The organism is Georgenia satyanarayanai, assembly GCF_023715365.1.
In the GTDB taxonomy this organism is placed as follows: domain Bacteria; phylum Actinomycetota; class Actinomycetes; order Actinomycetales; family Actinomycetaceae; genus Oceanitalea; species Oceanitalea satyanarayanai_B.
This window is the reverse complement of the sequence record NZ_JAMBNZ010000022.1, coordinates 1-13,341: the sequence shown is the minus strand read 5'-3', so window position 1 is coordinate 13,341 and position 13,341 is coordinate 1. Positions and strand designations below refer to the sequence as shown.

The following is a 13,341-nucleotide window of genomic DNA, read 5'->3' as shown; positions in this document are numbered from 1 at the left end:
CCAGAGGACCTTCTGAACGAAGTCCGAAGTCGTGCCGCCGCAGATGACCGCTCGGTCTCCAACTGGATCCGACGGGCGGTCGAGCACGAACTCGCTCGCGGCGCCAACTGATCCCCGCTGTGGGATCCCCTGCGGGACATGTCCCTCCGCATCTCGCTGGCGGGCGTCGCGCCGTCGATTCGGGTTCCGATTGAGATGGTCCGTGGCCGCCGAGCCCTCGATCGTCATGGCCGGTCCGCCTGCATTGAGGCGCGTAGGGAACTTGCGCTCCGATGCGACGGTGGTGGGAGTCAATCGGATGCGCTTGGGAGGCAGAAGGGACCACGCCACGATCCGGGCTTTCTGGTCGCAGCCGCATCAGAACGGCTAGGCGGACATCGCCGGAACCCAGACTCGCAGACAGAACTCGCTCCCAGGACGACTACTGGCCCATAGTCTGGAACCCATCAGGTGTCGACGTCAGGAGTGCGCACAGATGCGAACGAGGCGATTGGTGGTAGCAATCTCGGCAACGGTGCTCATAACCGCGGTAGCGGGTGGATGCAGTGCCGATGACCAGGCGCATGATGGGACGCCTCAGGCACCGCAGGCCGGCCCTGCCACCGAGCCCTCCTCCCCGGCCGCGGCACCTGTCTCCGAGGCTTTGGATGCCTCGGCCACCTGCACTGCTTACGGTGATGTGTGGACGATCGTGGAGAACGCCGACCGGAGCCTGGAGGATGGCCGTATGAACGCGCAGGAGCATGCGGGCTGGTCCAGACTGGCAACCCGCGTGCTTGACCGCCTGCCCTCCACCGGGGACAGCGCCGTGCACACGGCGATAGCGGAACTGCAGGAGATCGCGCCGGCGATCCCGTCCGGCGCGGTCGGCGCGGCGACCGGTGTGCGCTCACCCGAGTGGTACGCAGCCGAGGAGGTCCTTCGTACCGCCTGTGACGGCCTCGGCGTCCCGCTAATGCTCGACCTCTTCGCCCGCGGGTAAGACACCCATCAACGCTCCAGGGGCAGCGCCGGACACGGGGACTGGCAGCCGTGGTCCTGCCGATCATGGCCGTAGCAGCGTGCAGCTCGAGGAAGGAGCTGTCATCGACGGCACGAGCGGTGCCCGTCACTGAGGAAGCTACGTGGGGCACCCGACTCCTCACGGCCCACCACACCCCAACCCGCCCGCACCGGCGCAGTCGCTCACCTTCGCGAGTCCCGTGAGGGGATCCTGGAACGGGCACTGTCGCACGGGCGGTACCCGACGCGCCGCAGCAGTCTCTCCTTCAGTTCCATACCTGGCGCGAAGGCTTCTCAGCGGGAGCCGTTGGGGTGGGCCAGACCGCCTGCAGTATTCGGGCAGTGTCCTCGAGGCCTACGCCGGCCATGGTGGCGGCGCTGACGAGCGCGCGTGCTTGCTCAATGACTTGTGCCGGGGTCGTGCTGGCGTCGGGATGTATTCGGGTTCCGCCGCCGACGCGGGTCTGCAGGAGGCCTTCTCCTTCCAGTTGGCGGTAGGCCTTGGCCACGGTCCCGGGCGCCACCCCGAGGTCGTTGGCGAGCTGACGGACTGAAGGGATTCGCTGCCCCGCGGGGAGCTGGTCGGTGGCGACCAGGCCGCGGATCTGGTCGCAGATCTGCTCGGCGGGCGATCCGCTGCCGGTCAGCGAGATACGGAGTGCCATGGCGCCTTCGTCGTCTCGCGAGTGGTGGACTGCAGTGCGGCCAGCACCACGGCGAACCATAGGAACCATCCGACGAGCTCGACACCGGTGGCCCCCAGCCGCATCGGTGCCTGGAGGATGATGAGCGGCGGCTGGGCAGAGACCCATCCCTGGTCGGTCGTGAACCCGGCACTTAGCGCTGCTGTGCCAGCCAGGTGGTTCAACACCGCGGCGAGATGGATCAGCATTGCGCCGGCGCTGATGGCCACGATGTTGCGGGTGCGCCAGCGGCGGGTGGGCGCGTCTCCGGCGAGGTCTGGGGTCAACGGCGGTCTGGCGACCGCCCTGACGGCGACCAACGTGGCGACCAGGAGAAGTGCGAGCACGATGATGCTCGGTACGGAGTAGTACCAGCCGTAGATGTCTGTGCCCGCGGTGACCCCGGTGGCGAGCTCGATCTCGTAGTGGCGGTAGTGGCCCTGCTCATCCGGGATCGACGCCCGGCCGGCTAGGGCAGTGACCGTGAGTATCAGGACCGTCAGGGCCGACAGGGTAAGCAGCCACCCCCGCGCTGCGAAGCTGGTCAGCGTACGAGGGGACAAATCCGCGGTGCCGGTGCCCTGCCGCAGCGCCGTGGGCAGCATCAGCACCAGCACAGCGATGAGCCCTGCGCCGAGCGGCGCCACGAAGCCTAGGACCTGTGCCGTCGAGCTGGCGGTCGGCGTTGGCACCACCCACGAAAGCCGTTCGATCACGATGACAATCACTGCAAACAAGCCAGCGGCAAGTGTCCAGCGGCGCACGGAGTGCCCGATCTCTGCGCGCGGCCTGCGGCGGACCAGGACCCCCACCAGTAACACCACCAGCAGACTCACCAGCGGAGCGTCGAACATCTGGCGTAGCTGTAGCAGCGTCAGGGGCATCGAAACTCCAGGGAAGTGTGTCAACAAGTCAATACACTTTGTACCACATCCGCAGTACGCTCGAAGGTGCGTTGGCAGGAACTCCAGAACGAGCCGCCGACACTCGGCCATCTATGCCGGCGGGGCGGCTGCCATCGGCGTGGAACCGTCCCGCAAGACGAACCTCTACTGGTTGCGTCGAACCGCTGACCTGCGCCTATGCCTAGGCTCGACCGGGTTGTCCCGTATGCCCCGCCCCGTGATGTGTCCGGTGAGCGGGCGCTCTCCGGCAACGCCGGTGTCCTCTACGGCGAGTGCGGCCGCGCCCGTCGCGGGCGACATCGTGGGAGCCCCCGGAGCTCCCGTCTGCGGGCGCGTGCCGCGGCGGAGTCAGCCCGTTCTCGCCTCTACCGCCGCGCGAGGATGATCGGCGCCGCCGTCCGGGGGTGGGGGAGGACCTCGACGGCGTGCTGGTAGACGCCGGACAGCAGCTCCGCCTGCAGGACCTCACCGGGCGCACCCACGGCGGCCACCCGGCCGCGGTCGAGCACGGCCACCCTGTCCGCGTACCCCGCGGCCAGGTTGAGGTCGTGGAGGACGACGACGACGGCGTCACCCGCCGCCGCCCGCTCCCTCGCCAGACCCAGGACCAACTCTTGGTGGTGGAGGTCGAGGGCGGCGGTCGGCTCGTCGAGGAGGACGACGCCGGCGGACTGGGCGAGCACGCGGGCCAGCGAGACGCGGGCCTGCTCACCGCCGGACAGCGAGCCGAAGGTCCGCTCGGCGAGCGCCGTCGTCTCGGTCAGCTCCATCGCGCGGGCGACGGCGGCGTCGTCGTCGTCCTCGCGCGGGGTGTGTGACCACGGGGAGCGGCCCATCTCCACCACCTGCCGGCAGGTGAAGGGGAAGGTGAGGGTGACGCGCTGGACGAGGACGGCGCGGCGCATGGCGGCCTCCGTCGTCGACCACTGGCCGAGCGGGCGGCCGGCGAGGGTGACGGTGCCGCCCGCGGCGACGTCGCCGCTGAGCACCCCCAGCAGCGTGGACTTGCCCGCCCCGTTGGGGCCGACGAGAGCCACGACCTCGCCCGCGCGGACGCCGAGGCTGACGTCGTCGAGGATCGTGGCGCCGCCGAGGACGACGCGGGCGCCGTCGACGGCGAGGGCGACCTCGCCTAGCTCGAGCGGCTCGGGCAGGCGCGGGCGGCGCGGCAGCAGCCTCATGCCCAGCCTCCCTGGGTGCTTCGCATCCGACGCATGAGCCACAGGAAGAACGGGCCGCCGACGACCGAGGTGAGCATGCCGAGGGGCAGGTCGGCGAAGGGGACCGCGGTGCGTGCGACGAGGTCCGCGACCGTGAGGAGCAGCGCGCCGCCGAGGGCGCTGGCCGGCAGCAGCAGCCGGTGGCCTGGCCCGGCGACGAGGCGCACGAGGTGCGGGACGACGAGCCCGACGAACGCGATGACGCCCGCGAAGGCGACGCCCGCCCCGACGAGGAGCGCGATGACGACGATCGCCACGACCCGCAGCCGTTCGACGTTCACGCCGAGGTGCCGGGCCGAGCGGTCCCCGAGCGAGAGGAGGTCGAGCCGGCGGGCGAGGAGGAGGGACACGGCGATCCCGACGACGACGAAGGGCGTGACGACGCCGACCGCCTGCCAGCGCGCGCCGTTGAGGCTGCCGAGCTGCCAGAAGACGATCTGCTCGCGGGCGGTGGGGCTGGCGACGAAGGTGTTGAAGGCGACGATCGCCGAGGCGATCGCGGTGACGGCCACGCCGGTGAGGATGAGGGTGATGGCCTCGGTGCGCCCGCCGGAGCGGGACAGGGAGTAGACGAGAAGGGTCGTGACGAGCGCGGCGACGAAGGCCGCGAGCGGCACTGTCCACGTGCCGAGGACGTCGAGCCCGGTGACGATCGCGAGGCTCGCGCCGACCGCGGCGCCGGGGGAGACGCCGATGATGGCCGGCTCGGCCAGCGGGTTGCCGAAGACGCCCTGCATGAGGGCGCCGGCCACCGCGAGCGCCGCCCCGACGACGACGGCGAGGGCGATGCGCGGGAAGCGCACCTGCCACAGCGCGGCGTCGCCCTGCGGGTGGCGGGGGCCGGTCACGGAGTCCAGCGGGAGGTCGACGTGGAGGCCGATGCCGCCGAGGAGCCACTCGAGGGCGCCGTCGAGCCGGCCGAGCACCGAGCCGGCGACCTCTCCCGGGGGGATCGCCAGCTGTCCGGCGCCCGCGGCGACGACGCACACGACGGCGAGCGCGAGGGCGGTGCCGGTGAGCAGCCACCAGCCGCGGCCGCGGCTGGCGGTGGTGGCGGCAGGCAGGGTGACGGCCGCGGTCACTCGTAGACCGCCTCGGCCAGGGCGGTGACGACCCGGCCGGTGCGCGGTCCGAAGCTGAGGAGCACGGTGTCGTCCATGTCGACGACGCGGCCGTCGGCCACGGCCTCCGTCTGCGCCAGGCCGGGGACGAGCGAGAGGCCCGCGGGGCCTCCCACGGACTCCAGGCCGGCGCTCATGAGGAGGAGGACGTCGGGCTGGACGCTGATCATCGTCTCGGCGCTGATCTGGGTGAAGGGCCGCTCCAGGCCCGCCTCGGTGCCGACGTCACGCGCACCGATGGCGCGGATGAGGGAGTCGGCGCCGGAGCCCGGCCCGCCGAGGAGCTGGACCATGCCGCCGCGCAGGTAGAGGAAGGCGACCGCGGGGGACTGGGCGCCGGTCGGGGCGTCGTCGAGCGCCGCGGTGATCTCCTGCTGGGTGCGCGCGACGAGCTCCTCCCCGGCGTCGGGCACGCCGAGCGCGCCGGCGACGGCGCGGATCTGCGTGGGGATCGTGTCCATCGAGCGGGTGTCGTCGAAGAAGATCACCGGGATGCCGGCGTCACGCAGCTGGAGCTGGACCTCGGTGGGGCCGATGGTCTTGTCGGTGAGGACGACGCTCGGGTTGAGGGCGAGGATCGCCTCGGCGTTGAGGTCGTGCGCCCCGGGGGTGACGACGGGCAGGTCCGCGGCCTCGGGGAAGCCGGTGGAGGTGTCGCGCCCGACGACGTCGTCCCCCAGCCCGAGGGAGAAGACGATCTCGGCGAGCGTGCCGTAGAGGTCGACGGCGAGGATCCGGCTGGTGTCCGCCACCTCGACGACGGCGCCGTCGCAGGACTTGACCGTGACGGGCAGCTGCTGCGCGGGCGCCGTCGCCACCGGGTCGATGGTGTCGTCGGTCACGACGGCGGTGGTGGGCTCGGTGAGCAGGCTCGCGTCACCGCTCGCGGTGCGCTCGGGGAGCGGCTCGCCGTCATGGTCGTGCGTGACGGCGAAGCCCTCGACCGGGTCGCCGCACGCCTGCACGGTTTCCGCGGCCGCAGGCGCTGTCTGCGTCGTCGTCGTGGTCCCACGCGGCTCCATCGGGCCGCCTGCGCACGCCGAGAGGGTCAGCGCCGTGAGGGCGGCGACGAGCGCGAGGCGCGCGGGAAGGCGGGTCATGAAGTTCCTTGGACGGGCGAGTGCGCTGGGGCGTGGTGCGCTGGTGGACAATTTACGTGACGTACCCGTAGCGTAATCGTCGATTAGGCTTGCCTTACCTAAGTGTGCCACGAGGAGAGAGATGTCACGGACCCCTGAACCTGCTGGCCATGGCCAGTTCGACGGCCGCGCACGCGGCCGTCTCCTTGCCGTGCTGGCTGCGGGCATCGCCCTCGTGGGCGGCCTGTTCGTCGCGGCCCCGGCGGCCGCAGCCTCCGCCAGCGGCCCCGACGGCCAGCAGGTGACGGTCGAGCCCTCGAGCGGCCTCGACCCGGACGGTCAGCAGGTCACGGTGAGTGGCTCGGGCTTCGACACCTCCAAGGGCGTCTACGTCGCGCTGTGCGTGGACAAGGGGGCGGGCCAACAGCCCGGCCCCTGCCTCGGTGGTGTCGACATGGAGGGCGCCGGCGGTGCCTCCGCCTGGATCTCCTCCAACCCGCCCGACTACGGCGAGGGACTTGCCCAGCCCTTCACCGAGTCCGGGGGGCGCGGTTCCTTCTCCGTGACCCTCAGCGTCTCCGCCGCCGACTCCTTCACCGACTGCCTCGACCCCGCCGTCGCCCCCAACGGCTGCGTCATCGGCACCCGCGCCGACCACACGCGCGGCGGTGACCGCTCCGCCGACGTCCGCATCCCCGTGACCTTCGCCACGGGCGGCTCCGACGCGAGCGCCGACGGCGCCGCGGGCTCCGGGACCGAGCAGGGCTCCGGATCGGGTGGCGCCGCCGCCGCCGAGGCGGACTCCGACGGCTCGCTCGCCACCACCGGTGTCACCGTCGGCATCATCGCCGGCGCCGCTGCGCTCCTCCTCGCCGCGGGTGTCGCGGCACTCCGCCTCCGCCGTCGTCACTCCGCCTAGACAGGACCCTGATGAGCACCACGACCTGGCGCGCCCGCGCGCGCCGCACCCTTGCCGCTGTCACGACGACGGCGCTCGCCGCGGGCGCCGTCGTCGCCGGCACCGGCACGACGGCGCTCGCCGCCGAGCCCGCCGCGACCGTCACCTCCGGCAGCGCCCAGTGGGGCGTGAAGGCCTCCTTCCGCACCTACCTCGGCATGCCCTTCGCCGGAGGGAAGATCAGCATCGTCCCGCCGGCCACCGCGACCGACACCGGGTACGAGTTCGCCGCCGCTCGCGGGACCGTGACGGCCACGACCGCGGACCTCGCACTCGACGGCGGCGTCGACTTCTGGGCGCATGAGGGTGCGCTCGAGGTCCGGCTCTCGGAGCTGCGCGTCACCATCGACGGTGACGAGGGCTCGCTCGTGGCCGACGTCGTCTCGCGGGCGAACACGCCGGACGCGGAGCTCGTCGACTACGACGACGTCACGCTCGGCACCATCGACCTCGACGGCCACCCGCTCACCGTGGCGGACGGCGTCGCCACCGTCACCGGCGCGCCGGTCACCCTGACCGCGGAAGGTGCCCCCGCGTTCGCCAACTTCTACAAGGCCGGTGACGCGCTCGACCCGCTGAGCTTCAGCGTCGAGCTCGCTCCCACGACAGCGGCGCCGCAGGTCACGCTCCAGCCGCAGGACGTCTCCGTCGACGCGGGCGACGACGCGCTCTTCAGCGCCGCGGCGACCGGCACGCCGCAGCCCACCGTCCAGTGGCAGACCCGCCCCGGCGCGGACACCGAGTGGCAGGACGTCGCGGAGGCCACGGCCACCGACCTCACGCTTCCCGCCGTCACCGCGGAGCAGAACGGCCGGCAGCTGCGCGCCGTCTTCCGCAACGGCACCGAGCCGGACGCCGTCACCGCCGCCGCGACCCTCGCCGTCGCCGCCGCGCCGGTCGAGCCGGTCGAGCCGGAGGAGCCGGTGGCGTTCGAGCCGGCGATCGAGGTCTTCGCCGCCGACGGCGTGACGCCGCTCGGTGACGCCGAGGTGACCTTCGGGGACAGCCTCGTGGTCAAGGGCACGGGCTTCGACCCGGCCGGCAACGTCGGTGGCCGCGGGATGCCGATCCCCGCGGACCTGCCGCAGGGCACCTACGTCGTCTTCGGCAAGTTCGCCGAGCAGTGGCAGCCCTCGCAGGGGGCGCCGTCCTCCGCCCGCGTGGTGGGCGCGCAGAAGTGGGCCCTCGCCGAGAGCGTGCTCGACCAGGTGCCGCCCGCCTTCCAGGGCGCGATCCGCAAGGACTGGGTCGCGATCGAGGCAGACGGGTCCTTCGAGGCCGAGCTCGTCATCACCGACCGCGAGGCCGGCTGGTCCGAGGACGGCGCCTTCGGCGTCTACACCTACGCCGCCAGCGGGGTGAAGAACCCCGCTCAGGAGCTCTCGGTCCCGCTCGAGGTTGTCGAGGAGCCCAGCGAGCCGGTGGAGTGGGCCCCCGTGATCGAGGTCTTCGCCGCCGACGGGGTCACCCCCGTGGGCGACGCCCAGCTGACCGATGGCGACACCGTCGTCGTCAAGGGCGCGGGCTTCGACCCGGCCGCGAACGTCGGCGGGCGCGGCGTGCCGATCCCGAACACGCTTCCGCAGGGCACGTACGTGGTGCTCGGAAAGTTTGCCGAGCAGTGGCAGCCCTCCCTGGACGCGCCGAGCTCGACGCGCGTCGTCGGCTCGCAGAAGTGGGCGCTCGCCGAGAACGTGCTCGACCAGGTGCCGCCCACCTTCCAGGACGTGATCCGCCGCCAGTGGGTCGACATCGCCGAGGACGGCTCCTTCACGGCCGAGCTCACGATCACCAAGCCGGCAGCAGGCTGGCCGGAGGACGGCACCTTCGGTGTCTACACCTACGCCGCTGGCGGCGTGAAGAACTCCGCGCAGGAGCTGTCTGTCCCGCTCGACGTCGTCGAGGAGCGCACGCCGCAGCTCGCGGTGACGCCCACCGAGGACATCACCGTCGGCACGGTCGTCTCCGTCGAGGGCACGGGCTACGCCCCGAACCGGAAGCTCTCGGTCGCCTTCACCTCCGACACCCCGACCGCGGACGGCGTGACCGTCGGTCCGCCGCCCACCGGATGGCTGCAGCACGAGGTCGTCACGACCGACGCGCTCGGCAGCTTCGAGCGGGAGATCACCGTCCGCGGCTGGTTCACCGGCACCGAGGACGACTGCAGCCAGGTGCAGTGCTACCTCGCGACCTTCACCTCGGCCCAGCTCAGCGACGCCGGGGAGGTCGACGTCACCGACCGCAGCCAGGACGTCTTCGTCCCGGTCACCTTCGTCGCCGGCTCCGCCGAGCCGACCCCGGAGCCCGGCGCCCCGGCCGTCGTCGCCGACCCGAGCCAGGTCGAGCAGGGCGATGACGTCACCATCAGCGGCAGCAACCTGCCCGCGGGCGACGTCCGGGTCGAGCTCGCGCCGAGCACCGCAACGGCCACCGGGCACCTCGACTGGGGCGTCAAGGAGTCCTTCCGCTCCTACGTCACCAGCCCGATCGCCCACGGCACGATCACGACGAGTGAGGACGTGACGCGCAACGACGACGGGACCTTCCGCTTCCCCGCCACGCTGGCCTCCCAGGACCCGGCCGCCGGAACCGCGCTCGTGAGCTTCGCCGGCAGCGTGCAGTTCGAGGGCCACGAGATCGAGGGCGTCCCTGCTCTCGACGTCCTCCTCGAGAACCTGCGCGTCCAGGTGACGCCCGACTCCGCCGTCCTCGTCGCCGATGCGACCTCCCGGGAGTTCGCCGCTACGACGAGCACCGGCGAGCCGGTCGACTACCCGGGCGTCGTGCTGGCCTCCCTCGACCCCGAGGCCTTCACGGTCGCCGGCGGCGAGGTCAGCGCGGAGGCCGCCGCCGCCACGCTGACGACCGCGGGCGTCCCCGCGTTCGGCACCTTCTACGACGCCGGGGACGAGCTGGACCCGGTGAGCGTCGACGTCACCGTCGGGGGCGCCGCCCCTGCCGCTCTCGCGCTGCCCACCGACGAGCCGACGGAGATCGCCGTCGTCACGGTCGAGGAGGACGGCTCCTTCACCACGTCGTGGACCGTGCCGGAGGACTTCCCGCTGGGTGGCTACGCCGTGGTGCTACGGGACGAGGCCGGGGCAGTGCTCGCGAGCGACGCCCTCACCGTCCTCGCCGTGACGCCTGACGCGCCGTCCGAGCCCGGAGAGCCCGGGGAGGAGCCGGCTGAGCCTGGCGAGGAGCCTGCGCCGACGCGTGGATCGGTCACCGTGTCGCCGGACCCGGTGGTGCAGGGTGCCACCGCTACCCTCACCGGCAGCGGCCTCGAGCCGGGCACCCGCGTGGGCGCCGTCATCGACGCCGCCGGCGCCCCGGGCAGCCTCACCTGGGGCGTCAAGCAGTCCTTCCGGGACTACATCACCGGCAGCATCGCTCACGGGTCGGTGACCGTCACGGCACCGGCCAGCGAGACCGCCGGCGGCTACGTCTTCGGGGACGGCCGGGGGAACGGGGACGCGACCGACGGCACCGCCCACTTCGGCGGTGAGGTGGCCTTTGCCGGCCACGAGATCGGTGGTACCTCCCAGCTGCAGATGACGGTCACGGACCCGTCCGTCGTCATCGAGGGTGGCGAGGGCTACCTCGTCGCGGACGTCGCCAGTCGCTCGCTCCAGGGCGACGGCGTGGTCGACTACCCGCGCGTCCGTCTCGCCGAGCTCGACCTCGACGCCGTCCAGGTGGCCGGTGGCCGGCTGGTCGGCACCGACGTGCCCGCGAGCCTGACGGCAGCGGGCGTGCCCGCCTTCGCCGACTTCTACAAGGCGGGTGAGGCGCTCGACCCGGTCACCTTCAGCGTCCCCGTCGCGGAGGGCGAGCTCGACCTCAGCGAGCTCGACGTCGCCGCGGCAGTCGTCGGGCAGGACGGCACGGTCGAGCTGAGCTGGACCGCCCCCGCGGACATCGCCCTCGGCTCGCACCGCGTCGACCTCGTGACCGACGGCGAGTCCGTGGCCGACACGACCTTCACGGTCGCGGCTGCAGGCGCCGGCACGGACACCGACGACGACGGCGCGGGCCCCGGCACCACCGCCGGTGGCGCCGCCGGCAACCTCGCCCAGACGGGAGCGCAAGCGGCGGCCCTCGCGGCCCTCGCGGCTACCGTCCTGCTCGCCGGCCTAGTGCTCGCCACCCGCAGGCAGCGCGCCTGACCCGACGGGGCCGCACCCGGGTGCGGCCCCGTCGCCCGGACCCGAGAACGACGAAGCCCCGCGTGGAGGACCACGCGGGGCTTCGTCGTCGGACAGGTCAGGCGTGGTGCCGCTCGCCGAGGGCGGCGAAGAGCGCCGTGCTCAGCTCGAAGGCGACGTTCGCCTCGTCGACAGCCATCTCGAGCTCGAGAGGACTGAGGTCGAGGGCGTCGAGCTGCTCACGGTAGGTGTCCTTGAAGACCTTGGGCTTGGCGATGCCGGCGAAGGTGTAGAAGGCCACGCCCTCCTCGCCCAGACCGTAGTGGCGCTGGACGAGCCGCTTGATCGCCTGGCCGCCGGAGAGGTCCCCGAGGTAGCGGGTGTAGGCGTGCGCGGCGTAGCGCGGCAGGTCCCCGGCGACCTGCGCGATGCGCTCGGCGTAGGCGCGGGCCGCGGGCAGGACGGCGATGTGCTCGCGCCAGTCCGCGCCGTGGAGGAACGCAAGGTCCGCCTCGATGGAGGGGGTACGGGTGAGGTCGGCGAAGACGAGGCTGGAGCCCCGCGCGGCGCCGACGAGCTCGGCACTGGCCGCCTCGAGGGCGACGTAGATGCCGTACTGCTGGGCGGCGAGGTCCGCGTAGGCGTCCCGGTCGAGGCGCCCGTGCATGAGGTCGGTGATGAAGGGCACCGACTCCGCGCGCTCGTGGGCGGCACGAGTGCGCTCGCGCAGCTGCGCGGAGAGCGGGGCAGTGGCGATGGAGGGCGCACTCATGTGGGTTCCTTCGACGGTCCGGTGAGGTAAGCCTCACCTTAACCGAATTCCGTCACGCCCATGTTGCGCAATTCATCTGACGAAGGTGCACCCCCTCTCCGCATATGGGCGATTTCGGCAAGGGAATACCCGCTGACGCCGCCAGAATCGCCCATATGCGGAAGGGGGGGCGCTAGAGGGCGGCGACGACGTGGTCGACGCAGGCGGTGAGCGCGTGGACGTCCTCCGGGTCGACGGCGGGGAACATGCCCACGCGCAGCTGGTTGCGGCCGAGCTTGCGGTAGGGCTCGACGTCGACGACGCCGTTCTCCCGCAGCACCGCGGCGACCCTCGCCGCGTCGACCTGATCCGTGAGGTCGATCGTCCCGACGACGGGGGAGCGGTGCTCGGGTACGCCGACGAAGGGGGTGGCCCAGTCACGCTCGGTGGCCCAGCCGTAGAGGATCCGCGCCGACTGCGCGCTGCGCCCGGCCGCCCACGCCAGCCCGCCCTGGTCGCGCATCCAGTCCAGCTGCTCGGCCATGAGGACGAGTGTCGCGATGGCCGGGGTGTTGAGCGTCTGGTCCTTGCGGGAGTTCTCCACCGCCGCGGGCAGGGACAGGAACTCTGGGACCCACCGGCCGCTCGCGGCGATCTCCTCCACCCGGGCCAGGGCCGCGGGCGACATGACGGCGAACCAGAGCCCGCCGTCGGAGCCGAAGCTCTTCTGCGGCGCGAAGTAGTACACGTCGGTCTGGCTCAGGTCGACCGGCACCCCGCCCGCGCCGGAGGTGGCGTCCACGCAGACGAGGGCGCCGTCGTCGGCCACCCGCTCGACGGGGGCGACGACGCCGGTGGAGGTCTCGTTCTGCGGCCACGCGTAGAGGTCGACCCCGTCGACGGGGCCGAGGGTGGCGAGCGAGCCGGGCTCGGCGGTCTCGACGTGCGGGTCGGCGAGGAAGGGCGCGCGGCGAGTGACGGCGGCGAACTTCTGGCCGAACTCCCCGAAGGCGGCGTGGGCGGCGCGCTCGCGGACCAGGCCGAGGCTGGCGGCGTCCCAGAACGCGGTGGACCCGCCGTTGCCGAGGATCACCTCGTGGCCCTCCGGTGCCCCGAGGAGGTCGGCCACGCCCTCGCGGACCCGGCCGACGAGCGAGCGCACCGGTGCCTGCCGGTGGGAGGTGCCCAGCAGCGTCTCGCCGACAGCGGCGAGCGCCGCGACGTGGGAGGGGCGGACCTTGCTCGGGCCGCAGCCGAAGCGGCCGTCCGCAGGCAGGAGCTCGGCGGGGATCTGGATCGTCATGGTCCCTGATCCTCCCACCTGGACGGCTCGGGAAGGTCCCGCGTCCCAGGGGAGGCGGCCGCGCTGCGCGCTACGGCTCCGGGTGGGATCCGACTGTCGACGGGGCTGGGAAGGGGACGGCGGGTGGAATCCGACTGTCGGGGGGGGGGGGGGGAGCGCGCGGGCGGGGAG

The 13,341-nt window shown here is 72.6% G+C and carries 10 protein-coding genes; 3 read left to right on the top strand and 7 right to left on the bottom strand.

Annotated features, from left to right (window positions below):
* The first annotated feature begins 727 nt into the window (after positions 1–727).
* Entirely contained in the window at positions 728–982 is a 255-nt protein-coding gene (locus tag M3148_RS16610; protein ID WP_251305845.1) for a hypothetical protein, read from the top strand.
* Between the two features lie 286 nt (positions 983–1,268).
* Here the strand turns inward: M3148_RS16610 and M3148_RS16605 are convergent, their stop codons facing one another.
* The 5 genes from M3148_RS16605 to M3148_RS16585 form a co-directional block, all read right to left on the bottom strand.
* Complete coding sequence (locus M3148_RS16605; protein ID WP_251305844.1) at positions 1,269–1,667, bottom strand: GntR family transcriptional regulator; 399 nt, start codon at positions 1,665–1,667, stop codon at positions 1,269–1,271.
* Complete coding sequence (locus tag M3148_RS16600) at positions 1,646–2,569, bottom strand: hypothetical protein (RefSeq protein ID WP_251305843.1); 924 nt, start codon at positions 2,567–2,569, stop codon at positions 1,646–1,648. The genes M3148_RS16605 and M3148_RS16600 overlap by 22 nt, the downstream gene beginning before the upstream one ends.
* A 386-nt stretch (positions 2,570–2,955) precedes the next feature.
* The gene (locus tag M3148_RS16595) at positions 2,956–3,771 is read right to left on the bottom strand and encodes a heme ABC transporter ATP-binding protein (protein WP_251305842.1); all 816 of its coding nucleotides are present in this window, start codon (positions 3,769–3,771) and stop codon (positions 2,956–2,958) included.
* Positions 3,768–4,892, bottom strand: coding sequence for a FecCD family ABC transporter permease (locus M3148_RS16590; RefSeq protein ID WP_440136967.1), 1,125 nt, complete (start codon positions 4,890–4,892; stop codon positions 3,768–3,770). Before M3148_RS16590 ends, M3148_RS16595 begins: the two co-directional genes overlap by 4 nt.
* On the bottom strand, positions 4,889–6,031 hold the full coding sequence (locus M3148_RS16585) for a heme/hemin ABC transporter substrate-binding protein (protein WP_251305841.1): 1,143 nt from the start codon (positions 6,029–6,031) through the stop codon (positions 4,889–4,891). Before M3148_RS16585 ends, M3148_RS16590 begins: the two co-directional genes overlap by 4 nt.
* 121 nt (positions 6,032–6,152) lie before the next feature.
* Between M3148_RS16585 and M3148_RS16580 the strand changes: the two genes are divergently transcribed.
* Positions 6,153–6,929: a hypothetical protein gene (locus tag M3148_RS16580; RefSeq protein WP_251305840.1), complete on the top strand. Its 777-nt coding sequence runs from the start codon at positions 6,153–6,155 to the stop codon at positions 6,927–6,929.
* 11 nt (positions 6,930–6,940) lie between these two features.
* Positions 6,941–11,137 (top strand): HtaA domain-containing protein, encoded by a 4,197-nt coding sequence (locus M3148_RS16575; protein WP_251305839.1) that lies wholly within the window; start codon positions 6,941–6,943, stop codon positions 11,135–11,137.
* A 97-nt stretch (positions 11,138–11,234) separates the two neighbouring features.
* Here M3148_RS16575 and M3148_RS16570 read toward each other — a convergent pair whose 3' ends face one another.
* Positions 11,235–11,888, bottom strand: a complete 654-nt coding sequence (locus tag M3148_RS16570; protein ID WP_251305838.1) for a heme oxygenase (biliverdin-producing) — start codon at positions 11,886–11,888, stop codon at positions 11,235–11,237.
* 172 nt (positions 11,889–12,060) lie between these two features.
* Positions 12,061–13,170 carry a phosphoserine transaminase gene (gene serC, locus M3148_RS16565; RefSeq protein ID WP_251305837.1) on the bottom strand — a complete coding sequence of 370 codons (1,110 nt, stop codon included), beginning with the start codon at positions 13,168–13,170 and terminating at the stop codon, positions 12,061–12,063.
* Positions 13,171–13,341 lie beyond the last annotated feature (171 nt).

Excerpts from the sequence above, each read along its gene's own strand:
- M3148_RS16570 (WP_251305838.1), bottom strand. The coding sequence starts at position 11,888 with ATGAGTGCGCCCTCCATCGCCACTGCCCCGCTCTCCGCGCAGCTGCGC.
- M3148_RS16610 (WP_251305845.1), top strand. The coding sequence starts at position 728 with ATGAACGCGCAGGAGCATGCGGGCTGGTCCAGACTGGCAACCCGCGTG.
- M3148_RS16585 (WP_251305841.1), bottom strand. The coding sequence starts at position 6,031 with ATGACCCGCCTTCCCGCGCGCCTCGCGCTCGTCGCCGCCCTCACGGCG.
- M3148_RS16605 (WP_251305844.1), bottom strand. The coding sequence starts at position 1,667 with ATGGCACTCCGTATCTCGCTGACCGGCAGCGGATCGCCCGCCGAGCAG.
- M3148_RS16600 (WP_251305843.1), bottom strand. The coding sequence starts at position 2,569 with ATGCCCCTGACGCTGCTACAGCTACGCCAGATGTTCGACGCTCCGCTG.
- M3148_RS16575 (WP_251305839.1), top strand. The coding sequence starts at position 6,941 with ATGAGCACCACGACCTGGCGCGCCCGCGCGCGCCGCACCCTTGCCGCT.
- M3148_RS16595 (WP_251305842.1), bottom strand. The coding sequence starts at position 3,771 with ATGAGGCTGCTGCCGCGCCGCCCGCGCCTGCCCGAGCCGCTCGAGCTA.
- M3148_RS16580 (WP_251305840.1), top strand. The coding sequence starts at position 6,153 with ATGTCACGGACCCCTGAACCTGCTGGCCATGGCCAGTTCGACGGCCGC.
- serC (WP_251305837.1), bottom strand. The coding sequence starts at position 13,170 with ATGACGATCCAGATCCCCGCCGAGCTCCTGCCTGCGGACGGCCGCTTC.